The sequence below is a fragment of the Formivibrio citricus genome (assembly GCF_900115065.1).
Classification (GTDB): Bacteria; Pseudomonadota; Gammaproteobacteria; order Burkholderiales; family Chitinibacteraceae; genus Formivibrio; species Formivibrio citricus.
Genome location: NZ_FOVE01000002.1, coordinates 105,516 through 131,890, shown reverse-complemented (window position 1 = coordinate 131,890; position 26,375 = coordinate 105,516). Strand labels below are relative to the sequence as shown.

27 protein-coding genes and 2 riboswitches are annotated in these 26,375 nt (G+C 61.8%); of the genes, 8 read left to right on the top strand and 19 right to left on the bottom strand.

The genetic code is table 11. From position 1 onward, the window contains the following. Positions 1–24 precede the first annotated feature (24 nt). From gcvT to rlmF, 4 genes are all read right to left on the bottom strand, one after another. Positions 25–1,149, bottom strand: coding sequence for a glycine cleavage system aminomethyltransferase GcvT (gene gcvT, locus BMZ36_RS01840; RefSeq protein ID WP_091190420.1), 1,125 nt, complete (start codon positions 1,147–1,149; stop codon positions 25–27). A gap of 215 nt (positions 1,150–1,364) precedes the next feature. After that, a riboswitch (glycine riboswitch) is annotated at positions 1,365–1,471 on the bottom strand. A gap of 21 nt (positions 1,472–1,492) precedes the next feature. Next, a riboswitch (glycine riboswitch) is annotated at positions 1,493–1,578 on the bottom strand. Positions 1,579–1,616: 38 nt separating this feature from the next. Beyond that, positions 1,617–3,284, bottom strand: a complete 1,668-nt coding sequence (gene cydC, locus BMZ36_RS01835; protein ID WP_091190416.1) for a thiol reductant ABC exporter subunit CydC — start codon at positions 3,282–3,284, stop codon at positions 1,617–1,619. Beyond that, the gene (gene cydD, locus BMZ36_RS01830; protein ID WP_091190411.1) at positions 3,281–5,038 is read right to left on the bottom strand and encodes a thiol reductant ABC exporter subunit CydD; all 1,758 of its coding nucleotides are present in this window, start codon (positions 5,036–5,038) and stop codon (positions 3,281–3,283) included. The genes cydC and cydD overlap by 4 nt, the downstream gene beginning before the upstream one ends. 350 nt (positions 5,039–5,388) lie before the next feature. Further along, positions 5,389–6,351 (bottom strand): 23S rRNA (adenine(1618)-N(6))-methyltransferase RlmF, encoded by a 963-nt coding sequence (rlmF, locus tag BMZ36_RS01825; RefSeq protein ID WP_091190408.1) that lies wholly within the window; start codon positions 6,349–6,351, stop codon positions 5,389–5,391. A 171-nt stretch (positions 6,352–6,522) separates the two neighbouring features. On the opposite strand from rlmF, the gene BMZ36_RS01820 reads away from it, so the two are divergent. Together BMZ36_RS01820 and BMZ36_RS01815 are read left to right on the top strand one after the other, a co-directional pair. Beyond that, positions 6,523–6,801 carry a peptidylprolyl isomerase gene (locus BMZ36_RS01820; RefSeq protein WP_091190404.1) on the top strand — a complete coding sequence of 93 codons (279 nt, stop codon included), beginning with the start codon at positions 6,523–6,525 and terminating at the stop codon, positions 6,799–6,801. 157 nt (positions 6,802–6,958) lie between these two features. Then, positions 6,959–7,867, top strand: a complete 909-nt coding sequence (locus BMZ36_RS01815) for a pseudouridine synthase (protein ID WP_245747743.1) — start codon at positions 6,959–6,961, stop codon at positions 7,865–7,867. 4 nt (positions 7,868–7,871) lie between these two features. Here BMZ36_RS01815 and trxC read toward each other — a convergent pair whose 3' ends face one another. The 3 genes from trxC to BMZ36_RS01800 are packed head-to-tail and all read right to left on the bottom strand — an operon-like array spanning position 7,872 to position 9,579. Continuing rightward, positions 7,872–8,309, bottom strand: a complete 438-nt coding sequence (gene trxC, locus BMZ36_RS01810; RefSeq protein WP_091190400.1) for a thioredoxin TrxC — start codon at positions 8,307–8,309, stop codon at positions 7,872–7,874. Further along, on the bottom strand, positions 8,306–8,629 hold the full coding sequence (locus tag BMZ36_RS01805) for a chaperone modulator CbpM (protein ID WP_091190807.1): 324 nt from the start codon (positions 8,627–8,629) through the stop codon (positions 8,306–8,308). The genes trxC and BMZ36_RS01805 overlap by 4 nt, the downstream gene beginning before the upstream one ends. Further along, positions 8,626–9,579, bottom strand: coding sequence for a DnaJ C-terminal domain-containing protein (locus BMZ36_RS01800; RefSeq protein ID WP_091190396.1), 954 nt, complete (start codon positions 9,577–9,579; stop codon positions 8,626–8,628). The genes BMZ36_RS01805 and BMZ36_RS01800 overlap by 4 nt, the downstream gene beginning before the upstream one ends. Before the next feature lie 312 nt (positions 9,580–9,891). Between BMZ36_RS01800 and BMZ36_RS01795 the strand changes: the two genes are divergently transcribed. Both BMZ36_RS01795 and BMZ36_RS01790 read left to right on the top strand, forming a co-directional pair. Then, positions 9,892–10,329: an Hsp20/alpha crystallin family protein gene (locus BMZ36_RS01795; protein WP_091190391.1), complete on the top strand. Its 438-nt coding sequence runs from the start codon at positions 9,892–9,894 to the stop codon at positions 10,327–10,329. A gap of 19 nt (positions 10,330–10,348) precedes the next feature. Further along, positions 10,349–10,729: an Hsp20/alpha crystallin family protein gene (locus BMZ36_RS01790; RefSeq protein ID WP_091190387.1), complete on the top strand. Its 381-nt coding sequence runs from the start codon at positions 10,349–10,351 to the stop codon at positions 10,727–10,729. Here the strand turns inward: BMZ36_RS01790 and BMZ36_RS01785 are convergent. After that, the gene (locus BMZ36_RS01785; RefSeq protein WP_091190383.1) at positions 10,716–11,264 is read right to left on the bottom strand and encodes a DNA-deoxyinosine glycosylase; all 549 of its coding nucleotides are present in this window, start codon (positions 11,262–11,264) and stop codon (positions 10,716–10,718) included. The genes BMZ36_RS01790 and BMZ36_RS01785 overlap by 14 nt on opposite strands. A gap of 92 nt (positions 11,265–11,356) precedes the next feature. On the opposite strand from BMZ36_RS01785, the gene BMZ36_RS01780 reads away from it, so the two are divergent. Beyond that, positions 11,357–12,079 (top strand): SagB/ThcOx family dehydrogenase, encoded by a 723-nt coding sequence (locus tag BMZ36_RS01780; protein WP_218142604.1) that lies wholly within the window; start codon positions 11,357–11,359, stop codon positions 12,077–12,079. A gap of 60 nt (positions 12,080–12,139) precedes the next feature. Here BMZ36_RS01780 and bioB read toward each other — a convergent pair whose 3' ends face one another. Both bioB and BMZ36_RS01770 read right to left on the bottom strand, forming a co-directional pair. Next, on the bottom strand, positions 12,140–13,102 hold the full coding sequence (gene bioB / locus BMZ36_RS01775; RefSeq protein WP_091190379.1) for a biotin synthase BioB: 963 nt from the start codon (positions 13,100–13,102) through the stop codon (positions 12,140–12,142). Between the two features lie 245 nt (positions 13,103–13,347). Beyond that, positions 13,348–15,603 carry a DEAD/DEAH box helicase gene (locus BMZ36_RS01770; protein ID WP_091190374.1) on the bottom strand — a complete coding sequence of 752 codons (2,256 nt, stop codon included), beginning with the start codon at positions 15,601–15,603 and terminating at the stop codon, positions 13,348–13,350. Between the two features lie 158 nt (positions 15,604–15,761). Here BMZ36_RS01770 and BMZ36_RS01765 point away from each other — a divergent pair, with 158 nt between their 5' ends. Next, positions 15,762–16,121 carry a hypothetical protein gene (locus BMZ36_RS01765; protein ID WP_091190371.1) on the top strand — a complete coding sequence of 120 codons (360 nt, stop codon included), beginning with the start codon at positions 15,762–15,764 and terminating at the stop codon, positions 16,119–16,121. Between the two features lie 110 nt (positions 16,122–16,231). Here BMZ36_RS01765 and BMZ36_RS01760 read toward each other — a convergent pair whose 3' ends face one another. The 8 genes from BMZ36_RS01760 to BMZ36_RS01725 all read right to left on the bottom strand — a co-directional run bounded on the left by BMZ36_RS01760 (position 16,232) and on the right by BMZ36_RS01725 (position 21,983). Beyond that, entirely contained in the window at positions 16,232–16,456 is a 225-nt protein-coding gene (locus tag BMZ36_RS01760; protein WP_091190366.1) for an RNA-binding S4 domain-containing protein, read from the bottom strand. Positions 16,457–16,550: 94 nt separating this feature from the next. After that, on the bottom strand, positions 16,551–17,378 hold the full coding sequence (locus BMZ36_RS01755; RefSeq protein WP_091190362.1) for an HDOD domain-containing protein: 828 nt from the start codon (positions 17,376–17,378) through the stop codon (positions 16,551–16,553). Positions 17,379–17,380: 2 nt separating this feature from the next. After that, entirely contained in the window at positions 17,381–17,707 is a 327-nt protein-coding gene (locus BMZ36_RS01750; RefSeq protein WP_143085948.1) for a hypothetical protein, read from the bottom strand. A 146-nt stretch (positions 17,708–17,853) separates the two neighbouring features. Next, entirely contained in the window at positions 17,854–18,297 is a 444-nt protein-coding gene (locus BMZ36_RS01745; RefSeq protein WP_091190354.1) for a nuclear transport factor 2 family protein, read from the bottom strand. 616 nt (positions 18,298–18,913) lie between these two features. Beyond that, a complete protein-coding gene (locus BMZ36_RS01740) occupies positions 18,914–19,666 on the bottom strand; it encodes an amino acid ABC transporter ATP-binding protein (protein ID WP_091190800.1) in 753 nt (250 codons plus the stop codon). A 7-nt stretch (positions 19,667–19,673) separates the two neighbouring features. Continuing rightward, complete coding sequence (locus BMZ36_RS01735) at positions 19,674–20,324, bottom strand: amino acid ABC transporter permease (RefSeq protein WP_091190350.1); 651 nt, start codon at positions 20,322–20,324, stop codon at positions 19,674–19,676. 83 nt (positions 20,325–20,407) lie between these two features. Further along, positions 20,408–21,223, bottom strand: coding sequence for an amino acid ABC transporter substrate-binding protein (locus tag BMZ36_RS01730; RefSeq protein WP_091190346.1), 816 nt, complete (start codon positions 21,221–21,223; stop codon positions 20,408–20,410). 112 nt (positions 21,224–21,335) lie between these two features. After that, positions 21,336–21,983 (bottom strand): hypothetical protein, encoded by a 648-nt coding sequence (locus tag BMZ36_RS01725; protein ID WP_091190343.1) that lies wholly within the window; start codon positions 21,981–21,983, stop codon positions 21,336–21,338. Between the two features lie 213 nt (positions 21,984–22,196). Here BMZ36_RS01725 and tehA point away from each other — a divergent pair, with 213 nt between their 5' ends. Further along, complete coding sequence (gene tehA / locus BMZ36_RS01720) at positions 22,197–23,147, top strand: dicarboxylate transporter/tellurite-resistance protein TehA (RefSeq protein ID WP_091190340.1); 951 nt, start codon at positions 22,197–22,199, stop codon at positions 23,145–23,147. Between the two features lie 71 nt (positions 23,148–23,218). Beyond that, positions 23,219–25,315: a hypothetical protein gene (locus BMZ36_RS01715; RefSeq protein ID WP_143085947.1), complete on the top strand. Its 2,097-nt coding sequence runs from the start codon at positions 23,219–23,221 to the stop codon at positions 25,313–25,315. A gap of 87 nt (positions 25,316–25,402) precedes the next feature. Here BMZ36_RS01715 and BMZ36_RS01710 read toward each other — a convergent pair whose 3' ends face one another. Continuing rightward, positions 25,403–26,263, bottom strand: coding sequence for a TIGR02285 family protein (locus BMZ36_RS01710; RefSeq protein WP_177187735.1), 861 nt, complete (start codon positions 26,261–26,263; stop codon positions 25,403–25,405). Between the last annotated feature and the right edge of the window lie 112 nt (positions 26,264–26,375).

Here is a 26,375-nt window from a genome sequence, read left to right as displayed (position 1 = left end):
TTTTGAGTGGTGTTCGAAGAACGATCAGACGCCCCGGTAGTAACGCTGGGGCACAAAAGGCATTTTGCAGACCTGCATGCGTACCGGCTTGCCGCGTACCAGCGCCAGCACCTCGGCGCTGTCGGCGGTGTATTCGGCAGGCAGGTAGGCCATGGCGACCACGCCGTTGCGGCTGGGCGCGAAGCCGCCGCTCGTGACCTTGCCGATGACTTCGCCGGCGAGGTTGGTGATCTCGGTGCCTTCGCGTACCGGGGTGCGTTCCAGACCGACCAGACCGGTGCGCTTGCGCGAGGTGCCCTGCACGATTTCGGCCAGGATGCGGTCTTCGCCGGGGAAGCCGCCTTCGCGGATTCCGCCGACGCGGCGGGATTTGGAAATCGCCCAGAGCAACCCAGCTTCGACCGGGCTAGTGCCGGTGTCGATGTCGTGGCCGTACAGGCACAGGCCGGCTTCCAGCCGCAGCGAATCGCGCGCGCCCAAGCCGACCGGCGCGACTTCGGGCTCGGCAAGCAAGGCGCGGGCGAGTTGTTCTGCGTGACTGTTGGGGATGGATATCTCGAAACCGTCTTCGCCGGTGTAGCCGGAACGGGTCACGCAGCATTCCACGCCGGCAAGCAGCAGCGTGCGTGCGGTCATGAAGGACCAGCCGGCAAAATCGGCGGTCGGGACGAGCCGTGCCAGCACGGTGGCCGCGGCCGGCCCCTGCAGGGCGAGCAGGGCGTGCTCGGCCAGCACTTCGATGCGGCAGCGTTCGCCAATATGGGTGCGCAGGTGGGCGATGTCCTGCGTTTTGCAGGCAGCGTTGATGACGACGAACAGATGATCGCCGGCGTTGGTGATCATCAGGTCGTCGAGGATGCCGCCGGTGGTATTGGTGAAGAAGGCATAGCGCTGCTGACCGACCGGCAGGTCGACCAGATCGACCGGAGCCAGCGTTTCCAGCGCCGCAGCGGCGTCCGGCCCCCACAGGCGCAACTGGCCCATGTGCGAGACATCGAAGAGCCCGGCTTTTTCACGGGTATGCAGGAGCTCCTTGAGCACGCCGGCAGGATATTGCACCGGCATGCTGTAGCCGGCAAAAGGCACCATGCGGGCACCGAGTTCGTGATGCAGGGATGCGAGAGCGGTATGTAGCAGGGTTTCAGTCATGTTCCGATCCTTGGACGCAAAAAAAGACGGATGACTGTTTTATAGCTGCCAATAAGTGGCAGGGAGACTGTTCAGCAGGCGAGTGAGCCAAAGCAGGTGGCTGGAGGACGGAGCGCAGGAACCGGAGTGTACATGCGGGTACATGAGGATTCCGAGCACCGCCCGACAGCCAGATGCGAAGGCGCAGCCGCCTGATGAACAGGCTAAAAACAGTCAACCGTCCCTCTGTCCCTTCTACCTGAGAGTTTTCAGCGCGGCATGGCCGGCTGGGTGCCCCTTCGGTGGGCGGCTCTGAAAGCCGCCTCTCTCCAGATCGGTTATGGCCTTTACCTTGCGGTGTGGCCGGATGTTGCCAGTTCTTTTGCCTGAGCGATTATGGGAGTTACGCCTTCGGCGGTGGCCGGTGCCACGCTCTCCTGAAAACATCCTTGTGAGTGCTCATCATAACAGCAGGCTTGCGTTTGTGCCTACTGCTCCGGGCAACAACCGTTTTCCAGCCGAAAAACCCGGTCGAAGTCGGCCAGCCCCGCAGATCGGTGCGTCACCCAGACCAAGGTTCGGCCAGCCTGATGTCGGCGGATACGGCGGATGATCTCCTGCTCGCTGGCAGGATCGAGCCCTTCGGTGGGCTCGTCGAGCAGCGTGACGGGGGCATTGCGCAACAGGGCGCGCGCGAGGCCCAGCCTGCGGCGCTCGCCGCCCGAAAGGCTCGCGCCGCGTTCCTCGATCCAGGTTTGAAGCCCGTCGGGCCAAGCGGCTACAGTGTCTTTCAAGCCGACCAGATCGAGCATGGCCCACAGTTCCGCATCGCTGGCATCCGGCTGGGCGAGCCGCAGGTTGTCCGCAAGCGGCGCGGTGAAGAGCCAGGGCTCCTGGGCTGCGCAGGCGACATGGGCGCGCAGCGTATCCTCGTCGAGCGCCGTGAGCGGTTGGCCCCCGAGACGGATTTCGCCCTGTTGCGGATCGAGCAGGCGGCTCAGAAGCTGGATCAGCGTGGTCTTGCCGCCGCCGCTCGGGCCGAGCAGCGCCACGTGTTCGCCCGCCGCAACGGTCAGCGAAACCCGTTCCAGCACGGGAGCGAGCGGATCGTAGGCAAAGCCGACTTCGTGCAGCGCCAGATCGAAACCAGCCGGTTGCGGGCCTTGTTCCACATAAGCCGGATCGGGCGTCTGCTCGGCAAGCTGCTGCAGGCGCGCAGCACTGGCCAGCGTGCCGGGCAACTCCAGCCAGGCAAGCGGCAACCCCTGCACGATTTCCAGCGAGCCCAGTACCAGCAATACCAGCGCCGCCAGCCAGGGGCCGCTCATCGCTTGTGACTGCGAAGCCGCGAGCGTGATGACCAGCCAGACGGTCAGCCCCACCCCGAACAGTTGCAACGCACGCAGCAGCGAGCCCATGCGCTGCAGGCGCAGTTGGTCGGCAATGCGCTGGCTGTCGCCCGCCAGAACCTTTTGCCTTTGCGCGGCCCAAGCCGGGGCGTGCAGCGAGAAATCCTCCAGCCCGTCGACGGCATCGAGCAGGTCGCGGCGCAGGTCGGATTGGGCTTGAACCAGCCGGGGGGCGAGCGGGCGGCCGATGCGATAGGCAAGCCAGGGCAAGACCAGCAGCGAGAGCAAGGTCAACCCCAACCAAGGCCAGAGCAGGACCGGCGCCTGGCTCACCAGCACCGCGCCGAGCAGGGCCAGGCAGATGGCGGCGGCGAGCATGGGCAGGAACAGGCGCAGGTAGAGGTTGTCGAGCGCATCGATGTCGCGCGTCAGCCGGTTGAGCACGTCGGCACCGTGATAGCCGCCCAGTTGCCGCGGGGAGAGGCGTACCAGCCGCCGGTAAAGCCAGACCCGCAAACCGCCGATCAGACGGAACGTGGCATCGTGGGTGACCACGCGCTCCAGCCAGCGCGTGGCAGTGCGGGCAATCGCAAAGAAGCGCACGCCAGCCGAGGGCAGCAGGAAGTTGAATGCCTGTGTGCTTGCCACACTGAGCCCGGCAATCGCCGTGCCGGTCAGGAAGGCCCCCGAGGTGCCGAGCAAGCCTAGCCCCGAGATCAGACAAGCGAGCGTCAGCGCCATGCCGAGAATCAGCCATTTGCGTTGCTGCAGCATCAGCCGCAGGAATGGGAGTAGATCGCGCATCATTCGCTCACCCCCGCCAGAAACGCGCCGATACGCCCGTTACGGTAATCGGCGGCAGATTCCACGATCCGCCCTCCTTCCAGCAGTGCAACCCGGTCGACCAACTGCAAGGGCGCGCTGCGGTGGGTGAGCATGACAACCGTGCGCCCCTGTCGCAGCTTGGCCAGACCGGCCATGATGACGGCTTCGGTTTCGTGGTCGAGACTGGCCGTGGGCTCGTCGAGTAGCAACAAAGGCGCATCGCGCAGCCAGACCCGCGCCAGTGCCAGCCGCCGCAGTTGACCTCCGGAAAGCTGGCGCCCGCCCTCTCCCAGACGGGTGTCCAGACCTTGCGGCAGCGCGGCAAACCAGCCGCTGAGGCCGGCAAATTCGAGCGACGCAATCAACTGCACATCGTCTGCATCGAGGCGCGCCACGCGCAGGTTGTCGGCAAGACTCGCGGACATCAGGCGCGGATGCTGGCTCATCCAGCCGATCCGCTCGCGCCAGGCTTGCAGGTCGAGTTCGGCCAGCGGGTCGCCGTCGATGCGGATTTCTCCTTCGGTTGCGGCCAGTTGCCCGAGAATCAGGCGCAGTAGCGTGGTCTTGCCAGCGCCGCTCGCGCCGACGATGGCGACAGCTTCGGCGCGGCCGATTTCCAGATCCAGTTCGCGCAAGACCGGCACGGCCGCAACGTGCGCGAACGAAACCGTGCGCAAGGCGATGCCCGGAGCGCCGGCGGGCGGCGGGCGCGTGCCGCCGAGTTGCTGCGCGCTGCGGATGTGCTCGTCGATGGGCATCAGGTGCTCGGCCGCGGCCTGCGCTTCGGCTTTCGCATGGTAGTGGATACCCAGCTCGCGCAACGGCCAGTAAAACTCGGGAGCGAGCAACAACACGAAAAAGGCAGTTTCCAGCGTGAGCGGGGCGCCGTAATGGCCGAAATCCAGATGCCCCAGAAAGGAAAAGCCCAGATAGACCGCAGAAACCGCGATGGCCAGCGAGGTGAAAAATTCGAGCACCGCCGAAGACAGGAAGGCCAGACGCAACACGCTCATGGTGCGGATGCGGAATTCCTCGGCGAGGTCAGCGATCTTCGGGATCTGGCGCCGGTGGGCGTTCATCAGCCGCAGGCTCTGCATGCCGCGCACCAGATCGAGAAAATAGCCGCTCATGCGATTGAGCGCCTGCAGTTGCTGGCGTTGCCGCGCTTGCGCGCCCATCCCGACCAGCGCCATGAAAAGCGGAATCAGCGGGGCGGTCAGCAGCAGGATGAGCCCGGCCGCCCAGTTGCGGGGAAAGACGGCGACCAGAATCATTAGCGGGATGATGCCGGACAGGATCACCTGCGGCCGGTAGCGCGAGTAAAAAGCATCCAGCGCGTCGATCTGCTCCAGCAAGGTCGAAGCCAGCGCGCCGCCAGCCTGGGCGCTGCGCCACGCCGGGCCGTTGCGATGCGTGGCGTCAAGCAGGCGAACGCGCAACTGTCGGCGAATCTTCGCCGAGGCCCGGCTTCCGGCTTCGTCGCGCGCCCAGTTCGCCAGCGCGCGCAGCAGGAACACCAGCGGCAACGCGATCCAGTACGTGGAGAGCGCCTGCAACGAAGCGCCCTCCATGATCAAGCCGTGCAGCAGTTTGGCGAGCAGGGCCGACTGGGCAATGATCGCCATCCCCTGAAGGATGCCTGCCAGCATCGCCAGCGTATCCCACGGCCGCCCCTGCCGGGCCAGGGCTTGCAGCCATTGGCGCACAGATTGGACGGAGGCGGGTTGATCGGTCATGGGGATTGTTCTGGACGAGTCAGATCACAGTAAAACGCGAACCGTTCGCATTGGCAAGGCAGATATTGCCGCGGTGTTTTTTCAAACCCGATTAACTTACCACAGAGTCACAGAGCCACAGAGAAGGAGGAAAGCCGGAGTCCGGGAAGTGGCAATCGCCGTTTTTCTCTCTGTGCCTCTGTGCTTGAACCGGGATTTTCAGGTTCAGCACCTGTCCAGCGGGCGCGCGAGCCAAAGCAGGTGGCAGGAGGACGGAGCGCAGGAACCGGAATGTACATGCGAGTACATGAGGATTCCGAGCACCGCCCGACTGCCAGATGCGAAGGCGCAGCCGCCTGATGGGCAGGTGTTTAGCGCCAGTGTTGCTTGGCCCAATCCTCATGCTCACTCTGCGGATAAAAGCTCCACGCCACCACCCGGCTGATTTTCTGGCCTTGCGCCATGTCCAGCGTGAACACGGCACGCGGGGCGACGCGCTCCAGCGCGGCGTAGATCAGCGGCAGGTTGTCCTGCTTGGAAACCAGCGTCGTGAACCACAGGCATTGCTGCGCGAACAGGCGGCTTTCGCGGATCATTTGCCGTACAAAGGCGATTTCTCCCCCTTCGCACCACAGCTCGTTGCTTTGCCCGCCGAAGTTCAAGACCGGCTTGCCCGGAGCGGCTTTGCCGAGATTGCGCAGCTTGCGCCGGGTTCCGCCCGCGGCATCGGCAGCGGAGCTGTGAAACGGAGGGTTGCAGATCGTCAGGTCGAAATGCTCATCCGGCCGGATCACGCCTTCGAAGATGTTTTCAGTGCGGCTTTGCAGGCGGCCCTTGAATCCGCCGGCCAGAGCCGGGTTGCGGGCAAAGAGGGTTTCAGCGTTTTTCAGTGCGGCAGCATCGATTTCGCTGCCGACAAACTGCCAGCCGTACGCGACGCGCCCGATGATCGGGTAGATGGCATTGGCACCGACGCCGACATCCAGCACCCGCACCTTGTCGCCGCGCGGAATCGTACCGCCCTTGCTGATCGCCAGCAGGTCGGCAACGCTATGCACATAATCGGCGCGGCCGGGGATCGGCGGGCACAGGTAGCCATCCGGAATGTCCCAGTCGCGGATGCCGTAAAAATGCGCCAGCAGTGCGCGGTTGAGCGCCTTGACCGCTGCGGGGTTGGCAAAGTCGACCGATTCGTCGCCGTACGGGTTGACGACCACGAACGGGGCCAGCGGCGGATGGCTCGCGACCAGAGCCGGGAAGTCATAACGGGCACGATGCGGGTTGCGCGCGTGCAGGCTGCTTTTTTCGGCGGGAAAAATTTTCTTCGATGGCATGGGGTGAGTGGCGCAGATCTGGATGGATGGAGCGAACCATAACAGAAAAGGCCGTGACGATGAGGGTGCGCCATGTTGAAATTCGCGGGACAGTCGCCATCTTGAAGCGGAGCCACTGTCTGTGGTTTTTTAATCCTGCATCGATCCGATGCCTATTCCCGGAGTTATCCAATGGTACAAGCCACCGCAAGCCATCTGCTGGTCAACAGCGAAGAGGAATGTCTCAAGCTGAAAGAACAAATCCTGGCCGGCGCCGATTTCGCCGCCGTCGCCAAAGAGCACTCCCTGTGCCCTTCCGCTGCCCAGGGCGGCGATCTGGGCCGTTTCGGCCGCGGCATGATGGTGCCGGAATTCGACAAGGTGGTTTTCAGCGCCCCGCTGAATGAAGTACAAGGCCCGGTCAAAACCCAATTCGGGTATCACTTGCTGATTGTCACCAGCCGCGGCTAAACCTGGCCCATTTGGAGGCTGCGCCTTCTCGCCGGCTTGTTAAGAACGTCCCTGATTTTCACTTGTTGGCGAAGAGAGCCGCTCAGTTGCTGGGCGGCTCTTTTTGTATCGATGCGCCTGCGGGTACACTGCGCCCCTCGTCAACCGAATCACTCGTATGAGCCAACGCACTGCCCCCCTGCCGCTGCTCGATGGCGTGGCGCCGAGTTACATGAACCTGCCCGGCGGTCGCTGGCCGAGCATGCTGGCGTTCCTCGTCGGGCATTGCGCGCACGTCGCGCCCGAGCTCTGGCACGACCGGCTGCGGCGCGGGGCGATCTACGATCATGCGGGCAATCCGCTTTCGCTCGACAGCCCGTATCCGGGGCATGGCCGTATCTGGTACTACCGCGAGGTGCCGCCGGAAATCCCGGTGCCGTTCGATTCCCCGGTGCTCTATCAAGACGAATACCTCGTGGTGGCCGACAAGCCGCATTTCCTGTCCTGCATCCCCGCAGGCCGGCATCTGCGCGAGACGCTGCTCACGCGCTTGCGGCACGAGCTGAACCTGCCGCACCTGAGCCCGATCCACCGTCTGGACCGCGAAACCGCGGGGGTGATGGTGTTCTGCGCCGATCCGTCAAAGCGCGGGGCGTACCAGCAGCTTTTTGCGAGCCGTGTCGTCAGCAAGGAATACGAGGCCATCGCCCCGTACCGGAACGATCTGGCGTTGCCGCACGTGCATCGCAGCCGGCTGGAGGAGCGACCCGATTGTTTTGCGATGCATGAGGTGGAGGGCGAGATCAACAGCGAGACACGGATCGAACTGCTGGAGCGGCGCGGCGACAAGGCGCATTACCGCCTGCTGCCGCACACCGGCAAGAAGCACCAGTTGCGCGCGCATCTGGCTGCACTCGGCATCCCGATCCTCAACGACATCTGGTATCCGGAGCTGTTGCCGGACAAGGGCAGCGACTTCAGCCGCCCCCTGCTGTTGCTGGCGCGGGCTATCGAGTTCGTCGATCCGCTCAACGGCCAATTCAGGCGTTTCGAAAGCCGGCGCAGTCTGGATTGGTCGGCGGCCTGACGCTTCAGGAAACGCGGGATCGCACCCAGCGCACGATCTCCTGTGCCCCCATCGCCCCGGCTTGCCGCGCCACTTCGCGTCCGTTTTGAAACAGGACCAGAGTGGGAATGCTGCGGATGCCATAACGGTTGCCCGGTGCTGGGTGCGCTTCGGTGTCGACCTTGCCCAGACGCAAACCGGGCTCAAGGAGGCTGGCCGCTTGGGCAAACTGCGGCGCCATCATCTTGCAGGGGCCGCACCATGGCGCCCAGAAATCGACCAGCAACGGAATGTCGGTATGGGCGATGTGCCGTTCAAGGGTGGATTCATCCAGCTCCACGGGATGCCCGGTGAACAACGGCTGGTGGCATTGCCCGCAGTTGGGGGCATGGCTCAGCCGCTCGGCGGGGACTCGGTTGATGGCCTGACAATGCGGGCAGACAAGATGCAGCGATTCGCTCATGATTTCTCCCGGTTCACCTGCGATCCGCCCGTTCTCCGCAGCAGATCCATTTCCTCAAGCAGGTCCGCGACCAGCGCCGCGAGTTCCGGCACCGCATCGAAGTTGCGTTCCAGCTCACGCATGCGCCGTGCGCGCAACAGGCAGGTTCCGGAAAATCGCCAGGTTCCGGCAATGCTTTCGGCGTGAGGGAAACAGCCATCCTCGATATGGCGTACCAGCCAGTCCGGCTCAACCATGCAGGCCGCAGCAACCTGTTCCAGCGTGAGCCAGGTTTCTTCCATCAGGCTGCCAACCAGAATCTCGTCGTCATGGAAGCTCATTTCCATCCCTCCTTGCGCGGATCGAAGGCCATTTCCCGCGCCATCGTTTCGTAGAGCTGCCTGGCTCGCGGCGAATCGGCGGGGGGCAGCACCACCCGGATATCAAGCAGCAGATCGCCAGGCGGGTTGCCGGGAATGCCCTTGCCGCGCACCCGCAGTTGCGTGCCACTCTGTGCGCCTTGCGGGATACGCACCTTGAGATGGCTCGTCGGCAAGTCCACTTCCAGCACCGCGCCGAGCGCGGCTTCCCACGGAGCCACGGGCAGCGTCATGTGCAGGTCGCGTCCGTCAGGACGGAACCGGGGATGAGGATTGAAGTGCACCTCCAGCAGCAGATCGCCGGTCGCCGCGCCGCTCATGCCGGGGGCGCCTTGGCCGGCCAAACGGATAACCTGCCCCTCATACACCCCTTGGGGAATGCGGATATTGAGAGTGCGGGTGGCCAACTGGATTCGGCCCTGATTATCCTGTTTGGGTACGCGGAGCGTGATTTGCCGGGTGGCTCCGGTAAACGTGTCCTCCAGATCTAGCATGACTCTGGCGTGGTGATCTTCGCCGCGCATCTGAAAATGACCACTCTGGGTACGAAAACCGCCAGACCCTGCACCCATGCGGCCAAAAAGCTCGGCAAAGAAGTCGCTGAAATTCGCAGCTTCGTTGGGTGAAAACCCTCGGCTGGAAAATTCGAATCCGCTATCCCAGCCCGGCGGCGGACGGAACTCTTGGCCTGGCTGGTAGCCGCTGCCCAGTTGATCATAAGCGGCGCGTTTTTCCGGATCGGAAAGCACGGCATAGGCTTCGTTGAGATCCCGCATGCGCTCCTCGGCGTTCGCCTCCTTGGAAACATCGGGGTGATATTTGCGTGCCAGCTTGCGAAAAGCCTTCTTGATTTCCTCTAGCGTGGCACTGCGTGGCACGCCCAAGGTCTGGTAGTAGTCCTTGAATTGCATAGGGATCCCTACTTGCAAGTGCAGGATGGTCTAGATTCAATTTAGATTATGACCGGTTGAATTTGTGTTTCCCGGCCATAAATCGGACTTATGGATGGCAACTGCCATTTTCAACCCGGATTGTTCATTAGGGCACGAGATGATGGTGAGACGGATTGCGAGACAATTTTGTCTCTTGGGAGAAGTCCATGGTTGTTCCATGGACGCCGAGCAAGAGGCAAAAGGGGCCGCAAACCGTCCGCCAGCGCTCGCGCAGGTCCGAAGGGCCGCCTAATGGATAATCCGGGTTCAATCACCGAGGAGGGCAAGACGATGTTGTACAGACACCTGTTTCCCCGCGACATTTTTGCGGAACTGGATCGCCTGCATCGAGAAATGCAGGGCTCCGAGTTGTATTCCAGCATCCGCGGCCTGGGGCGCGGCGGCTTTCCGGCCATGAACGTGGGCGGAACGCCGCACTCGGTCGAGGTGTATGCCTTTGCACCGGGCATCGACCCGGCAACCATCGACGTGCAACTGGAAAAAGGCGTGCTGACCATCGCCGGCGAGCGCAAGTCCGATCTGCCGGAGCGGGATGAGAAGGTAGCCGTACATATCGACGAACGGTTTTCCGGGCGTTTCCGCCGCGTGGTTTCCCTGCCCGACGACATCGATCCGGAAAGCGTCGAGGCCAAGTACCGCGACGGCGTGCTGCACGTGAGCATCCGCCGCCGCGAAGCCAGCCAGCCGCGCCGCATCCAGATCCAGTGATCCGCAGGAGGAATCGACCATGAGCGAAAAGAAAACCGTTTCCCAGGCCGCCGAGGCTTCCCGCAGCGAAGCTGCACTGATTCCGGCGGTGGATGTAATCGAGGACGCGTCCGGCATCGTGCTCTATGCCGACCTGCCAGGCGTATCCAAGGAAAAGCTCAGCCTGCAGGTGGAAGGCGACACCCTGACCATCGAAGGCGAAGTGAGCATCGATGTCCCGGAAGGCATGGATGCCAGCCATGTCGAAGTGAACCTGCCGCGTTACCGGCGTTCCTTCACGCTGTCCAAAGAGCTGGATACGACCAAGGTCAGTGCCGAATTGAACCATGGGGTGCTCAAGCTGCACATTCCCAAGGTAGCGCAGGCGCAACCACAAAAAATCAAAGTCAACGTACTTTGACCGGCTTTGGGCTGCCTTGCACGGCGGGAACGAGGCCGCGCAAGGCTTGCGACCAGCCTTCCATTTTTTGTTGCAACGGAATGGATGCGTTGGCCGGGCTGGTCGAAGGCAGGCGCAGGGTTTCGATATCCGGCCTCGCCAACTGCGGCAGAACATGGCGGCGGAACATCGTTTCCGCCGTCGCTCCGTTGAAGCATATCCGCCAGATGCCGGGATGCGAGGCAAGAAAACCGGACAGATCGTTGGCGACAGCCGAGTCCGCGTGGATATCGGAATCCAGGCTGCCGGGCCGCCGGCAGCTCGCCAGCACATCCCAAAGCGCGATACCGGCTTCCTGCAGGCAAGCCACTCTTTCTGCATAAGGGGCTTTCGGGTCGAAACCGAGAATCTGCCCCAGGATTTTCCAGAACAGGTTTTGCGGATGCGCATAATACTGCTCCGCGCGCAGCGAAGCCACGCCAGGCATGCTGCCAAGGATCAGCAGACGAGCATCGGCGCGGGCAATTGGCGGAAAGCTTTCTACGATGGGAGGCATGGCGAATCCGTCACTCGGAAAGTTGTTTTTCCCTGTCCAGCATGCCTGTTTGCAGCTAGAAAGGAAACATCTCTCGCGACCGGAGCAATGCGATGAAAGCGGACAAACGCACATGCACCCCGCCGCATCGTTTTACCGACTTCAACTGGCTGCGTCTGTGCTGCCGGGTCATGCTGGCCGGTGGATTACTGCTGGGCAGCGCAGCCCATGCCGACGAAGGCCTGCTGGTTCGCCTGCCCGCCCCCCGTCTGAGCGGAACGGTGCCACTGGAAAGCGTGTTGCAACAGCGCCAGTCCGTGCGCGAATTCAGGAAAGCACGTCTGACGCTCGCCGAGGTCTCGCAGCTCTTGTGGGCCGCGCAAGGCATCACGCGAACGGGGGGGCGGCGGACGGCGCCGTCCGCCGGTGCGCTCTATCCACTGGAACTGTATCTGGTCGCCGGTCAGGTCGAGGGATTGGCGGCCGGAGTGTATCGCTACGACCCTGCTCGGCACGGTCTGTCTTCCGTGCAAAACGGCGATGCGCGCGAGCGGCTGGCCAAAGCCGCCGTGGGACAGTCGAGCGTCAAAAAAGCGCCCGTCGTACTGGCGATTGCCGGGGTCTACGCACGCACGGCCGGGAAATACGGGGCGCGCGCCGAACGCTACGTCTGGATCGAAGCCGGCCATGCCGGCCAGAACGTGTACCTGCAGGCGCAGACACTGGGGCTGGGGACCGTGATGGTCGGCGCGTTTGACGACCGGGCGGTGCAAGGCATACTGGGGTTGCCGCCCGATCATGTACCGTTGGCGCTGATGCCGGTCGGGCGGCGTTGAACCGGCACCATCAGGCGGCGGTCCGAAGAGACCGTAGGACGGGATTCATCCCGTCGGCCGCTATGCCCTTCCCATCCGCTCGAACATCGCCTTGTCCTGCTCGACGCTCGCGCCCAGCGTGGTCAGGTAGTCGCCAACCAGCGCGGCACTGACGCCCGCGCTCAGGGCCTTTTCCTGAATGTGGAAAATCAGGTTGCGGCCGCCGGCAAAGCGCAGGTGCGCGGTCGGGTTGATGAAACGGAACAGCGCGATGGTGACGAGGATTTCGTCATCCGACAACGGGGAACTGCCGGCGAGCGGCGTGCCTTCGATCGGGTTGAGGATGTTGATCGGGATCGAGTCGATCTCCATCTCGCGCAGCACGAACGCCATCTCGATGCGCTGGGCCATCGTTTCGCCCATGCCGAAAATGCCGCCGCTGCAGATCTTCATGCCCAGTGCCTGGGCTTCACGGATCGTGCGCTGCTTTTCCTCGAAGGTATGCGTGGTGCACAGCGTCGGGAAGTGCGAGGGCGCGGTTTCGATGTTGCAGTGGTAGCGTTCCACGCCCGCATCCTTGAGCTTTTGCAGCTCCGGCGTGCGCAAAAGCCCCATGGAAGCGCACAGTGCGATGTCGCAGTCCTTGCGGATGGCCTCGTAAATCTTGCACGCTTCCTGAATCTGTTTCGGCTTCAGCGCCCGGCCGCTCGTGACCAGCGAGAAACGGCCCACGCCCTGGCGACTGTTTTCCTGCGCGAGCTTCACGGCTTCTTCGGCGCTGACCAAGCTGTATTCGGGCACACCGGTCTTGAAGTGAACCGATTGCGAGCACCACTTGCAGTCTTCCGAGCAGCGCCCCGATTGCGCGTTCATGATCGAACACAGGTCGATTTTTTGCCCCGAAAAATGCGCGCGAATCGCGTCGGCCGCCGTATAGAGGGCCTCCTTTTCGCTGGTTTCAGACAGGGACAGGGCTTCTTCCGGGGTAATCTGGCCACCGGCCAGAACCCGTTGTTTCAGGGCTTCGATTTGTTCGATATTCATGGTGTGGCGTGCTCAGTGCAGGCGGGAACAGACAAGGGCGGAATTGTACACAAAACAATGCCGGAAACAGCCACGGCCTGACAAAGAGTCAGGCCGTGGCTTATTACTTGGCTCAAGTTTATTTGAACTCGTCACCCCGGCGCAGGCCGGGGTCCAGCGAGTAGGTCGGAAAAGCGAAGCGCCTTCCGACGTTCCGTGCTTCATGCGTCGGATGGCGCCTGCGGCTTATCCGACCTACCCACTTCTTACACCTTCGGTTTCCGGCGCGGCGGTTTGCTGCCGCCTTCAGCGTCCCCACGCGCGCCCTTGGAGGCAGACTTGGCACCGGGCTTCAGGCCAAGCCGCGGCTTTTTCGGGGTAGCTTCCGGTGGCATTTCCCCGCCCTGGCTGATGCGCAATTGCTGGCCGGCTACCCAGACGGTTTTCAGGTGCTCCATGACCTCTTTGGGCATGCCGTCGGGCAACTCGATCAGGCTGTAGGTATCGAAAATCTCGATCTGGCCGATGTGCTTGGCATCCAGCGCGGCTTCGTTGGCAATCGCGCCGACGATATTACCTGGCGTGACGGCATGGGCACGGCCCACTTCAATGCGGAACGTGCTGGTCTTGGTTTTTGCCTTGACCTTGCTCTTGTCTTTCTTGGGCGCCTCGGCCGGCAGTTCGGCGGGCTCGGCAAAGGCTGCGAGCGGCGATGTCTTGGTGACATCTTCTTTGGTCGGGGCTTTTTTAGCGGCAGCTTTGGGCGCGGCTTCGACAGGCTTGGCCTGCACAGGGGCTGGTGCGGCGGCAGGACTTGCGCTGTCGCGGCGGATTCTCAGCGCCTGACCGGCGACGCGCACGGTTTTCAGTTGCTCCAGCACTTCGGAGGACAGATTTTCCGGCAGGTCGAGCACGCTGTAGTCGTCGAAAATTTCGATGCGGCCAATATTCTTGGAGTCGAGATTGGCTTCGTTGGCAATCGCACCGACGATGTTGCCTGGCTTCACGCCGTGCTCGTACCCGACCTCGATGCGGAAAGTCTGCATGCCGGCATCGGCGGGGCGGAATACGCGTTCTTTTCTGGGGAAATCCGGGCGCTCGCGTTCGGCGCGAGGACGACGATCCGGGCGCTCCCCTCGTTCTGAACGTTCAAAGCGGTCGCCGCGTGCCGGGCGCTCTTCGGTCCAGGCTTCGCGCTTGGGTTTGTCGAGCAAGAGCGGCACGCCTCCGCGCGCCATCTTGGCGAGCGCAGCCGCGATTTCGATGGCAGGAATGTTGTGTTCGCGTTCGTAATCCTCGACCAGCGAAGTGAACAGCTCCAGCTCGCCCGCTTCCAGCGTTTCGGTGATCTGGTCCTTGAACTTGGCGATACGCACGTCGTTCACGGCCTGAATGCTTGGCAATTCCAGTGGAGCCACAGGCTGGCGCGTAGAGCGCTCGATCATTTTCAGCAGGTTGCGCTCGCGCGGAGTGATGAACAGGATCGCCTCACCGCTGCGCCCGGCGCGTCCGGTGCGGCCGATGCGGTGGGTGTAGCTTTCCGGATCGGTCGGCACGTCGTAGTTGATCACGTGGCTGATGCGCTCCACGTCCAGCCCGCGCGCGGCGACGTCGGTCGCGACCAAAATATCGATGCTGCCGTCTTTCAGTTGGCCGATGGTGCGTTCACGCTGCGCCTGTTGCAGGTCGCCGTTGATCGCAGCAGCGGAAAAACCGCGCGCTTGCAGTTTCCCTGCGAGCTCCTCGGTGCCGAGCTTGGTGCGGGCAAAGATGATCATGCCGTCGAACGGTTCGGCTTCCAGGATACGGGTCAGCGCATCGAGCTTGTGCATGCCGCTCACCAGCCAGTAGCGCTGGCGGATATTCTCGGCGGTACCGGTCTTGGCCGCGACAGTGACTTCCGCGGGATTCTTGAGATAGGTCTTGGCGATACGCTTGATGACTGCAGGCATGGTGGCCGAGAACAGGGCCGTCTGCCGGGTTTCCGGGGTCTGCTGCAGGATCTTTTCGACATCGTCGATAAAGCCCATGCGCAACATCTCGTCGGCCTCGTCGAGCACCAGCGTTTTGAGCTGCGAGAGATCAAGCGAGCCTTTTTCGATATGGTCGATCACCCGTCCCGGTGTGCCGACAACGACATGCACGCCGCGGCGCAAGGCGGAAAGCTGCGGGCCATAGCTCTGGCCGCCGTAGATCGGCAGCACGTGAAAACCGGGCATGTGGGCTGCATAGCTCTGGAAGGCTTCCGCAACCTGGATCGCCAGTTCGCGCGTCGGGGCAAGCACCAGCGCCTGCGGCGCGGATTGCTGCGGGTCGATGTTTGCCAGGATCGGCAGGGCGAACGCGGCGGTCTTGCCGGTACCGGTCTGCGCCTGGCCCAGCACATCGCGTCCGGACAGGAACTGCGGGATCGCGGCGGCCTGGATCGGCGACGGGGTTTCATAGCCGACATCCTTGAGCGCACGCAGCAGCGGCTCGCCCAAGTCAAGATCGGAAAACAGGGATACGGAAACTTCAGACATAAAGCTACTCACAGGGTTTACTTAAATCGCCGAATGCGAATCAGTGCGTAGTTTACCCTGTTGTAGGTCATTACCCCGCAATATATAGCTTTGGAAGGGCTCAACGGCAGCGTACCATGTCGCCAAAATTGAACTCGCCATTTCCACAGGACTCCACCATGAACGACGCACTGACGACCGATGAATTTGAAGCGCTGGCCGAAATCGGCCGTGGCATAAAAACCAAAAAGGTCAGCCCTTGCGTTGCCAAGCATGCCAAACACCTGTTTGGCTTGAAGTACATCGCCTACGGACGCAACGGCCGTGTGGCGATCACCGACGCGGGGCGGCAGGCTTTGTTTGTCAAAGCCTGCATTGACGGGCTGCGGGATATTTCAACCGATCCGCTCGCCATGCTGCATGGCGAAGTGCGCGCCTTCCTGGAGAAAAAGGGGCACATCGCCCCCAGAGCGGAAGGCGGCTTCGAGATTACCCAGAAGGGGATGGAGTCGCTGGCGGATATCGATAATATCCGCTGAACAATGGCCGCGAAGGCGTATGACGTGTTCCGCAGCGCCGGGTCGTCCCAATGAAAAGAGCCGCGTGTCGCGACTCTTTTCAATGTCTGGAGTGCTGAAAGTCTCTGCGTCTACTCTTGTGCTGCGACGACGTTGATCGTCGTGTCATCCACCTGCACCTGCTGGCCAGGACGGATCTTGTTGGTCTTGCGCAGTTCCTGGACACCATCGACCTTGACCACGCCGCTGGCAACCAGCGCTTTGCCGGCGCCGCCACTATCGACCACGCCACAAATTTTCAGCAGATCGTTCAGGGCAATGTATTCGGTGGAGATTTCAACTTCGAGCAGGGGCATGGCGGCACAGTCGGGGATGGAAGGGGAAGGTGCATGGTAACAGCAAGCATGGCTCCGGCACTAACGAACCATGCCCGACCGCCAATCAAATCGGCTATTGCACCAGCGCCCGCGCATGCTGGAAACGCGCATCGACACGGCCCAGCAGGTCGCTCATGTCTGCATTCCAGTCCATCTCCAGCGCCTGCAGGGCCGGGACGGAGATTTCGATGACCTGGTTGTCGTTGCGCAGCGGCAAATCCAATCCGTTACAGATCGCTTCCGCCACATGCACGGCGGCGGCCAGCTTGCCCAGATCGGGACGGTTGGGCCGATGGTGCTCGACGATGGCCTCAATGATTTCTTCGGGCAGTTTCCAGTAGCGCGCAATGATCGCGCCGATGGCACAGTGGTCCATGCCGAAGACTTCCCGCTCGACTTCGCAGAGCGGACGGGGTTGGCTGGACAGGATATCTTCGACTTTCTGTTCTTCCTGTGAATGCAGATAGGCCATCCAGAGCTTGCCGATGTCGTGCAGCAAGCCGGCAACCAGCGCCCGGTCTTCGTCCAGATTGAACTCACGCGCCAGTTCATGGGTGCAAATTCCCACGGCCAGGCTGTGTTCCCAGAAGAATTTCGGAACGCGCAAATTGCGGGAAAAATCCAGCATGCTGGTGGTCAGCACGATTTCACGCACGCGGCGCATACCGATAAACGAAACCGCAGACGAAACGCCACCGAGCGTGCGATGCGCGAACTGCGAAGCATTGGCCGCAGACAGCACGCGCCCGGCGATGACCGGATCGCGTTGCAGGTGATTGACGAGCGCGGACAGGCTGGCGTTGTCGTCGTCCAGCACGGCCAGAATCTGCGTCACGATACGCGGAAAGGCCGGCAGTTTGGGAAGGGATGCCAGGATGGCTTCGGGAGACAGATTCAACATGATCAGAGTTTCCGGTAGGCCAGCAGGGCATTGAAAAACGCGGCGATTTCCGGCGAATCCGGATCGGCAAAGCGGAAAATCTCGCGCAGCCGCGCTTCCTGTTTTTCCTCGTCGGCCTGACGGGCTTCATCGGTGCGCGGGTCTTCGACCTCCACACAGGCATATTCGGCGTGGTGCGCCAGCAGTTGCTCCAGCCCGGGCTCGGTCAGCAGATGCCCCGCCGGCAGCCGCAAGGTAATTCGCCCCCGGTCGGTGATCACGAGCGGCCTGCCCAGCGCCATACCCGGCGTCAGGGCGGACAGCGGAAGGTAGCGCAAACGAACAGCCATAAACCCACTCCATTCGATCAAGTTCATGTATCCATGCAATGTTTCATGATGGCAGAAATCTTGGGGAAGGAGCATGGGTGTTGCGCAAATGCCGCAGATAAAAACCGCCATCGATTGGATGGCGGAGGATGTTGGCTTTGGTCGGGTTATTTCGGAACGCTGACAGCTTGTCGGGCCAGCAATTTCCACTGCCCGTTCCCCTGTTTTTGCCAGACGGTCAGGACATGCAGGTTGATCTTTCCCGGCTTGCCTTTGGAGATGGTATCGCCGCTGAGGACATGCCGGACAATGGCGACATTCTGTACGACGCGAACGGACTGGTTTTCGATGGCCAACTGAGGGAAAGCGGAGGCCCCGGTCATGAGGGCATCGACAAGACTCGCCTTGGTATCGACCTTGCCGGACGAGTGTCCGTAACTGAGTTCATCGACCAGCAGCGCCTCCAGTGCTGCGCGATCCGGCTTCAGCAGCAGGACGCGCAATTTTTCGACTGCGCCAGCCACTGCAGCAGTGTCGTCCTGCGCCAGAGCTGATGGAGCGAGGCTGAGCAGCGAGCACAGCGAGACCAGAAAAACGAGTTTCTTCAGCATGGCATTTCCTTTTCATTCGATGGAGAGAGGGGCCGTACCTGTTTGGAGCGCGGACATGGACAACATACTGCGCCTGCGCCCTCCGGGCGCACGGGCGCATGACTACATTCCTTGCGGATTCAGAGAGGAAAATTGTGGCCGATCCCATATTGAGAGGGATCCGGGTTTTTGCTAAAGGGCGTGGAGTGCATACAGCAAAGCCCCGCAAATGCGTAATGCCGTTCACTTAAGGATTTTCATGCGCCTGCGGCGCAGGGTTTACAACCGGTTCCGCCCGGCAGACGGGAAAGGGATTTGTCTCGCCAAATCCCCTTCACCCCTGGGCGAGCCCGCTCCGGCGCCCCTGCGGGGCTCCCTGCGATGCTCGCAAAGTGCTGCATGCAGCGCTGATCAAGAAAAATGCCGCTCACTTGGCGTAAGTGAACGGCATTACCGCAAATGCGAGGCTTTGGCGGTTTGGAAGTGTGCCGGTTAGAACCTGTTCACGATCAGTCGTGAGAAGCCGTCAGCGGGGTGAAGAGCAGCGCAAAAACCGGAGTGTACAAGGAGTACATGAGGATTTTGAGCAGCGCATGAGCTCCGATCACGGCTTCGCAGCAAGATCGTGAACAAGTTCTTAGAGCATGTTTTCCAGGAAGGCCCGTGTCCGCGGATGCTCGGGGGCGGCGAAGAATTCCTGCGCCGGGCGTTCCTCAACAATGTTGCCGCCATCCATGAAGATGACGCGGCTGGCGACTTCGCGGGCGAAGGCCATTTCGTGCGTCACGACCACCATGGTCATGTGCTCCTCGGCCAGTTCGCGCATGGTGCGCAGCACTTCGCCGGTCAGCTCGGGGTCGAGCGCCGAGGTCGGTTCGTCGAACAGCAGGATGTCCGGCGCCATGGCAAGCGCGCGGGCGATGGCAACACGCTGCTTTTGCCCGCCGGACAGGCGCGAGGGGAAAACATCGCGCTTGTCGAACAACCCCACCTTCTTCAGCAGCGCTTCGGCAGTGGGAACGATCTCGTCACGGCTCATGCCCTTGACCGTCATCGGCGCTTCGATGATGTTCTGCAGTACGGTCAGGTGCGGGAACAGGTTGAAGTGCTGGAAAACCATGCCCATCTTGCCGCAGATGCGGCGGATGTCGGCATCGGGCGCATAGTGGCAATGGCCGCCGGCGTCGGTCGAAACCAGGGTTTCGCCTTCGATCTCGATGGTGCCACGGTGGATGGTTTCGAGGTGGATCAGGCAACGCAGGAAAGTGCTCTTTCCGGAACCGGACGGGCCGATCACGGCGATGACCTCGCCCTTGTTCACGTCGAGCGAAACGCCCTTGAGCACTTCGACCGGGCCGAAATGTTTGTGCAGATCGACTGCACGGATCATCGCTTGTTCAGTCATAGACGGCGTATTTCTTTTCCAGCCGCTGGAAGCCGTAGGTCAGCACCAGCGTCATGATCAGGTAGAAAGCGGCGGCCACGACGAAGGGCGTGGTCGAAAAATCGCGCTGGACGATGCCGCGCGCGGCGCGCAAGAGATCGTTCATCGCCAGCACGTAGATCAGCGACGTATCCTTGACCAGCGTGATCGTTTCGTTGCTCATCGGCGGCAGGATACGCTTGATCACCTGCGGCAGCACGATGCGGCGCATGGTCTGCGGATAGGTGAAGCCCAGTACGCGCGCGCCCTCGTACTGACCGCGGTCGATCGAGAGGATGCCGGCGCGAAAGATTTCAGCAAAATAGGCGGCATAGTTCAGTACGAACGCCATGATCGCCGCCGGAAAATCGGGCAGGCGGATACCGATCACGGGAACGAACGGCAGCGCGAAGTAGATGAACAGCATCTGCAGCATCAGCGGCGTGCCGCGCATCAGCCAGATGTAGCCGTTGACCAGCCCGCTGACGAAGCCGAAACGGGAGATGCGCAAAAGCGCCAGCGCCAGCCCGAGCGGGATGGACAGCACCAGCGTGATCGCAAAAACCTGCAGCGTAACTCCGGTCCCCTCCAGCAGGGGGGGCAGGATGTCGAGCACGTAATTCATGGGGAGCCCGGAAGACAAGAGTCCGGCAAGGCAGACGGGACTGCCTTGCCGGACGGGTATGTTGATCGAATGGAGGGAAAAACTTACTTCTTGACGATGTCCTTGCCGAACCACTTGGTGGAGATGGTCGCGGTCGTGCCGTCGGCCTTCATCGCATCCAGCGTCTTGTTCAGCTTGTTCATCAATTCGGCATCTTCCTTGCGAGTGCCGACACCATATTCTTCAGTGCCAAAGTTTTCGGCCAGGATGCGGTACTCGCCCGGCTTCTTGCCGGTGTAGTAGCGGCCGACGATTTCATCGACAACCAGCGCATCGAGGCGGCCGGCGGAAAGATCCATCAGCGCGGTCACGTTGTCGCCGAATTTCTTGATTTCCTTGATCGACTTGGCTGCAGCGGCATCCTTCTTGATCGCGTCAACGGCACTGCTGCCGTCCTGCACGCCCACAATCTTGCCCTTCAGCCCGGCTTTGTCCTTGATCGCGGATTTTTCAGTCACGACGATGATCTGGTGGTTTTCCAGATACGGCTTGGAGAAGAGGATGTTGGCCTTGCGCTCTTCGGTAATGGTCAGGCCGTTCCACAGTGCATCGATGCGGTTGCCCTTGAGTTCGGATTCCTTGGCGCTCCAGTCGATCGGCTTGAATTTCACTTCCAGGCCAAGACGCTTGCCGGCCTCCTTGGCCAGATCGATATCGAAGCCCACCAGTTGACCTTTCTCGTCGCGGAAGCCCATCGGCGGAAAGTTGTCGTCCAGGCCAATGGTGATGGTCTTGGCGGCGGCCGGGGCAGAAGCAGGAGCGGAAGCCTTGGCTGCCGGCGGAGCTTCCTTCTTGCCGCAACCGGAAATGAAAGAAGCGGCAATCATGCCTGCGATCAGAAACGAAACGGGAGTCTTCATGATTTTCCAGTCAAGAAAGTAAGGGGAACTGACGCAACTGCCCGCCCAAAAGACGCAGGCTCCAGCATTCTGCCAGAGCCTGGTGTGGAGGTCACATTAGGAATATCGCGACCTATGTGTATTTTTGTTGCACCTTGGCCGCCTTGCTATCGGCATCAGCGCTCTTTGCCAGGCTGACCGTGTCACCCTGCGGGATGCCTTCCTTTTCCCAGCGGTCGAATTCGGCCATGATGGTATCGTAGGTCTGCTGGCTGATTTCCGGCAGCTCGCCGCCCAGCACTTCCTTCGCCTGACTGAAGCCCAGTTCCACTGCATCGCGAATTTTCTGCAATTGGGCCGGGTCGTCATTCATCTGGAACTTGGCAAAGCTCAAAATCCGCTCCGCCACCTTGCGCACGCCCCACTCGCCATCCTCGCTGATCGCGGCCTTGGCATCGTCGATGGTTTTCTGGTCGACCGTGAGCTTCTGCTCGCCGCTCGCCACCTTGGCCATCGTCAAGCCTTGCTGCTCGATCAGGGGACGAATGAGATCCAGCATCTCCTGTACCTTGCGGTCCGAATCCTCAAGCATGGTCGCCAGGCTTTCCGGCATCGCGCGCGGCTTGCTGTAGGTCAGTCCCTCGGTTTTTTGTCCGCCGATGGACACCTTTTCCTGCGCGGTTTGTTGCTGCTTGCCCTCGGGCTTTGCAGATTGGCTGCGCGCCGGAGTTTGCGCCGTAACGGGGGTGCTTTGGCTGGCACTAGAGACATTCATGGACATGATGATCTCCTTTTCAATGGATAGCCAAATTCATGTTTTTATTTCAGCATAAGCTTTTGAACTTGCGGGAAAAACATGCACTTTCAGGCGCTGGATGGCCATGCGTTGCGGAGTTTCTGCCTTGCCGTTTCGGCAACATTCCCATCGGCAGTTTCGCGCCGGTTTTTTGTGCTGTAATTGCGCACTTCTCCCAGCGCAAACAAGAAAAAGACCATGACTCGCGCACCGCTTCCCGCCTCCTTCTTCGGCATGGTCCTTGGCCTTTCCGGTTTGGGTCAGGCTTGGCGCATCGCCGCCAGGCTCTGGGGCATGCCGGCCATGGTCGGCGAAGTCGTGCTATTGGGCGCGGTGCTGGTCTGGGCTGCACTGTTGCTCGGTTATCTGTTGCAAGCCGTTCGCCATCCCGCCGTTGCACGCAATGAATTCCGGCATCCGGTACAGGGCGGCACGCCTGCGTTGCTGGGCGTTTCCACCCTGCTGATCGTGCTGGCGGTGTTGCCATATTCGCGCGCGGCGGCCTGGGCGCTGGCTGCCGCGGGTATTGGCTGGCATCTGGCGTTTTCGCTCTGGCATACCGGCGCGCTCTGGCAAGGAGGGCGCGATGCACTGGATACGGCACCGACACTGTACTTGCCCACGGTCGCCGGCAATTTCACCAGCGCCGCGGCGCTCGGTGGCCTGGGGCATCCCGACTGGGGCTGGCTGTTTCTCGGTGCCGGCATGTTTTCCTGGTTGGCGCTGGAATCCCTGATCATCCAGCGCCTGTGGCAACCCAAGGCCATGCCGGCACCGCAACGCCCGTTGCTCGGCATCCAGTTCGCCCCGCCGGTGGTTTGCGCCATGGCCTGGCTGATGCTGGCGCCGGGCAGCGCTGACCACTGGCTGTTGATGTTGTGGGGATACGGATTGTTCCAGCTATTGCTCGGCATACGTCTGGGCGCATGGCTGGGCGAGCAACCGTTCGCCCCCTCCTACTGGGCCTATACCTTCGGCATTGCCTCGGCTACAGTCTGTTCCCTGAAGCTGGCACTGGCCGGCGTGCCGGTTGCGCAGGTACTGGCGATCCCGGTTTTTATCGGCGCGAACGGCTTCATCGGCTATCTGGCGCTGCGTACGGCGCACCTGTTTTTCACGCGCCGGTTATTGCCGAAAACTGCAGTTTGATGGTGCGCCGGGCGCACCGCTCGCCGCAATCGGAGGCAAGGCATGCTTCAAACAACTTTCCGGGATGGGCCATGAACAAACCGGTTTTTCTGATCGCAGCTTTGCTCCTGTCTGTATGGGCCGGATTGAGTCATGCCGGGAAAGAGGATGCCGCCCCCGGCGCATGGCGCATTGAAACCGCGCATGAACGCATGGCGACCAGCGCGCCCGCCATCGAAGCGCAGGAGCGCATCGTGGTCTGGGGCGAAGGCAGAAAAACCTCCCCCGCCCGTGCGGTGCATATCCGGGTCGATGCACCTTATGCGCAGGTGCTGCCGCTGGTCCGGCAGACGCTGGCCCGCTACGGTTCATTCGAGCTGGATGAAACCCCCGGCAATCTGAAATATTTTTCGTCGGATGCCTGGCCCGAGGTATTGCTTTCCTGGCGCCCGGATTTGCGGGCGGCGCTAGCCAGGCGGTTCCAGTTCCCGCATCTGGAACTGGCCGGACAGGAGGGCGCGTTGACTCCGGATGAAGTCGCCGCACGCAAGGCCGCGGCGCTCGCCAGCACGTTTTCCGTGCCGCAGAACCGTGCCGAGCTGAGTGAATTCCATGTGAAGCATGCCGCGTTGTCTGCGGTGCTGGAGCGCGGCGCGGAATCCTCCCGACAAGGCTTGAGCCGGTTGCAAGTCAACGTTTTCGACGCCAGCACATTTTTTGGCATGCCGGTCACGGCGATCAGCATCGCCCGCCACGACACCTATCCCAACCCCGACTACACGCTGGGCCGGATTCTGAAAGAAACGGTCAAGTTCAATGTGCTGGGCGGATCGCATACCTATCCGGTATCCCGATCAAGCCTGGTGCCTGCCGATCTGTTCGAATCCATGCTGGCCGCGCTGGAACCGCTCGGGCCGGACGCCCGGCTCCAGATTGCGGATACCCCGCTGCGCTGGAAGAAAATACCGCCGCCTGCCGAAGAAATAAAACCGCGCTTCATCAAGCCGGATGGCGCTGCGCCCGTACTGACAGCCGAAGCAATTCCCCTGCCCATGCTGGCAAAAACCCACTATGCCCGCGACTTGCTGCCCCTGCCGGATGGAGACGTATTGCTCGCACTGGAAACATACAAGCCGGCCGGGCTGGTGGTGCAATTGTGGCGCCTGCACGAAGCAAACGGCCAATGGCAGACCGCGCTGGTCTGGGAGGGGTGGCGCGGCCTGGCGAAACTCGCGTTGAGCGCCGATGGCCGTTCAGTCTGGTTTACTGCCACGCAGGCAGACAAAGCCCCGCTGCGCTGGCATGTCTACGATGTCCAAGCCCGGAGCCTGGCCTCGCATGCCATCGATGCCGATACCCTGAACGACTCCTACCGGGAAGGCGCATTGCGGCGCGACTGGTCTCTGGATGCCCGCCAGCGGCCGGTGTTCGCCAGATCGGACTATGGCGGCAAAGGGCTATTGGGGCGGCACCTGTTTCAGGTCTGGCGCCCGGTATCGGAGCCGCCGCAAACCGGGGAAGCATGGGAGTTCAAACCGGCGCTTTCCAGTCCGCGCCAGGCCATGATGGAAAGCCTGATCCAGCTCGTTTCCTGGCGAGGGTCGAACCATATCTGGACCGAAGATCCGTACGGGCTGGCCGAGCTCGATTCCGGAACGGGCCGGGTATTGCGCGCCATCCCCCTGCCGCGCCGCTTCCTTGGAGAGAGTACTACCGGCATTGCCAACTGGGTACCCAAGCCGCTGACTTCCCCGCAACGGGGGTGGATCGCCGTAGGCTTCGTGCTGACTCCGGAGCTGAGTTCAAGCGCCGCCCGCCCCTGCCGCGAACGCAGTGTCGGCATGCATGTCGTCAATTTACGCCGTGGCGATGTCCCGTTTTCTGCGCTGCTGGGTTGTGCAAGCTCGCTGCGTGCCGCAGCTCACTCGGCCAATGGCCGCTATCTGGCGCTGGGAGCCAAGCACCCGCCGCCGGATCTCACGCCGCTGGCTGCGCTGTGGGATATGGATCGGGCAACGTCCGTGACACTTGCCGCGCCCGGCAATGCCGAGCTGTCTCGCATGGCCTTCTCCTGGAATGGCGCATCGCTTTGGGCGCTGTCCAGAAGAGCGCTCCTGCGCTGGCGCTTGCCGCCCTCCCTGCGCGATGGTGCGCAAGCGGGCAGCTTTCCGGAGCAATCGTATTACTGATGCGGAGAAGGTGTGCGCATTGACGCCCACGGCAGTGGGAACGGCCGTACGCGGCAGAACATGTTCAAGAAACCGGTTTCGCCATGCCTACTTGCCGTGCCCCTTGCGCAACTGAAGGTAATACCCGCGCAAATCGGGCGGCAGCCATTCCAGATAGGCTTTTTCGAAGACCTTCGCGACCTGGCCGCTGCGGACCAGCTTGTTGATGTGCGCGATGGCGGCCTCGCCCTGCGGGCTGCGCGAACAGCCGACACGGGAATAAACCAGTTGAGTCGCCCCCTCAATCGGTACGAACCAGTATTCATTGATACTCAGGTTCATCCGCTGGGCAGTCCAATAGAGCTCCACCGCATAACCGAAGGTGGCATCGGCCTGGCCGCGCGGGCCAAGTTGCATCAGGCCGCTGGCAAAAATATCGGCCGAAGAATAGGGAATGACGGTGCCCGCTTCCTTCCCCGGCTGCAGCGCTGCATCGATGACCGGGCCATAGCTGCGCTTGGCGGCAACCGCCACCTTGAATCTCTGCGAGCGAATGAATTCAGACAAACGCAATTCGCCGTTCTTGTTGAGGAAGGGGGCAAAGTCGGCTTTGCGATCTGCCCGCGTGACCAAGCCGACGGGCAGCAATTCGGCCACCGGCTCGGAAAACAAAACGTACGGTTCGCGCTCCGGGGTTTTCAATAACGAGCTGTTGCAGACCTTTCCCAGATCGCGCATATCCTCGAACAGGCGAACGATGTTCGAAGTGGCGAGCTTGTGGTTGAACTCGGACATCTCGCGCATCAGATAGGCATCGCGCACGTCGCCATAGCCGCGGCCTTTGTGCGGGCCGCTCAGGATAAAGGCTGGGGGATAGTCGAAGCGATACCAGAGCAAATCTCGCTGAGACTCTTCTGCAAAAACAGCACTCGTGATCAGTGCAAGCAACAACCAGATTGCGCGCCGCATCGCCATTGCTCCGGGGGAGGATTTTTCAAGCATAGCAAGTATTCAAGGCATGCAAGCGGCGGCAGGCGAACGGCCATGAGCAACTGTCACCGCGGGCAGGAAGACAGCGCTT

What these genes read in the sequence shown, in the direction of transcription:
- gcvT (WP_091190420.1), bottom strand. Translation starts at nt 1,149, where the DNA reads ATGACTGAAACCCTGCTACATACCGCTCTCGCATCCCTGCATCACGAA.
- cydC (WP_091190416.1), bottom strand. Translation starts at nt 3,284, where the DNA reads ATGATGCGCGATCTACTCCCATTCCTGCGGCTGATGCTGCAGCAACGC.
- cydD (WP_091190411.1), bottom strand. Translation starts at nt 5,038, where the DNA reads ATGACCGATCAACCCGCCTCCGTCCAATCTGTGCGCCAATGGCTGCAA.
- rlmF (WP_091190408.1), bottom strand. Translation starts at nt 6,351, where the DNA reads ATGCCATCGAAGAAAATTTTTCCCGCCGAAAAAAGCAGCCTGCACGCG.
- BMZ36_RS01820 (WP_091190404.1), top strand. Translation starts at nt 6,523, where the DNA reads ATGGTACAAGCCACCGCAAGCCATCTGCTGGTCAACAGCGAAGAGGAA.
- BMZ36_RS01815 (WP_245747743.1), top strand. Translation starts at nt 6,959, where the DNA reads ATGAGCCAACGCACTGCCCCCCTGCCGCTGCTCGATGGCGTGGCGCCG.
- trxC (WP_091190400.1), bottom strand. Translation starts at nt 8,309, where the DNA reads ATGAGCGAATCGCTGCATCTTGTCTGCCCGCATTGTCAGGCCATCAAC.
- BMZ36_RS01805 (WP_091190807.1), bottom strand. Translation starts at nt 8,629, where the DNA reads ATGAGCTTCCATGACGACGAGATTCTGGTTGGCAGCCTGATGGAAGAA.
- BMZ36_RS01800 (WP_091190396.1), bottom strand. Translation starts at nt 9,579, where the DNA reads ATGCAATTCAAGGACTACTACCAGACCTTGGGCGTGCCACGCAGTGCC.
- BMZ36_RS01795 (WP_091190391.1), top strand. Translation starts at nt 9,892, where the DNA reads ATGTTGTACAGACACCTGTTTCCCCGCGACATTTTTGCGGAACTGGAT.
- BMZ36_RS01790 (WP_091190387.1), top strand. Translation starts at nt 10,349, where the DNA reads ATGAGCGAAAAGAAAACCGTTTCCCAGGCCGCCGAGGCTTCCCGCAGC.
- BMZ36_RS01785 (WP_091190383.1), bottom strand. Translation starts at nt 11,264, where the DNA reads ATGCCTCCCATCGTAGAAAGCTTTCCGCCAATTGCCCGCGCCGATGCT.
- BMZ36_RS01780 (WP_218142604.1), top strand. Translation starts at nt 11,357, where the DNA reads ATGAAAGCGGACAAACGCACATGCACCCCGCCGCATCGTTTTACCGAC.
- bioB (WP_091190379.1), bottom strand. Translation starts at nt 13,102, where the DNA reads ATGAATATCGAACAAATCGAAGCCCTGAAACAACGGGTTCTGGCCGGT.
- BMZ36_RS01770 (WP_091190374.1), bottom strand. Translation starts at nt 15,603, where the DNA reads ATGTCTGAAGTTTCCGTATCCCTGTTTTCCGATCTTGACTTGGGCGAG.
- BMZ36_RS01765 (WP_091190371.1), top strand. Translation starts at nt 15,762, where the DNA reads ATGAACGACGCACTGACGACCGATGAATTTGAAGCGCTGGCCGAAATC.
- BMZ36_RS01760 (WP_091190366.1), bottom strand. Translation starts at nt 16,456, where the DNA reads ATGCCCCTGCTCGAAGTTGAAATCTCCACCGAATACATTGCCCTGAAC.
- BMZ36_RS01755 (WP_091190362.1), bottom strand. Translation starts at nt 17,378, where the DNA reads ATGTTGAATCTGTCTCCCGAAGCCATCCTGGCATCCCTTCCCAAACTG.
- BMZ36_RS01750 (WP_143085948.1), bottom strand. Translation starts at nt 17,707, where the DNA reads ATGGCTGTTCGTTTGCGCTACCTTCCGCTGTCCGCCCTGACGCCGGGT.
- BMZ36_RS01745 (WP_091190354.1), bottom strand. Translation starts at nt 18,297, where the DNA reads ATGCTGAAGAAACTCGTTTTTCTGGTCTCGCTGTGCTCGCTGCTCAGC.
- BMZ36_RS01740 (WP_091190800.1), bottom strand. Translation starts at nt 19,666, where the DNA reads ATGATCCGTGCAGTCGATCTGCACAAACATTTCGGCCCGGTCGAAGTG.
- BMZ36_RS01735 (WP_091190350.1), bottom strand. Translation starts at nt 20,324, where the DNA reads ATGAATTACGTGCTCGACATCCTGCCCCCCCTGCTGGAGGGGACCGGA.
- BMZ36_RS01730 (WP_091190346.1), bottom strand. Translation starts at nt 21,223, where the DNA reads ATGAAGACTCCCGTTTCGTTTCTGATCGCAGGCATGATTGCCGCTTCT.
- BMZ36_RS01725 (WP_091190343.1), bottom strand. Translation starts at nt 21,983, where the DNA reads ATGTCCATGAATGTCTCTAGTGCCAGCCAAAGCACCCCCGTTACGGCG.
- tehA (WP_091190340.1), top strand. Translation starts at nt 22,197, where the DNA reads ATGACTCGCGCACCGCTTCCCGCCTCCTTCTTCGGCATGGTCCTTGGC.
- BMZ36_RS01715 (WP_143085947.1), top strand. Translation starts at nt 23,219, where the DNA reads ATGAACAAACCGGTTTTTCTGATCGCAGCTTTGCTCCTGTCTGTATGG.
- BMZ36_RS01710 (WP_177187735.1), bottom strand. Translation starts at nt 26,263, where the DNA reads ATGCGGCGCGCAATCTGGTTGTTGCTTGCACTGATCACGAGTGCTGTT.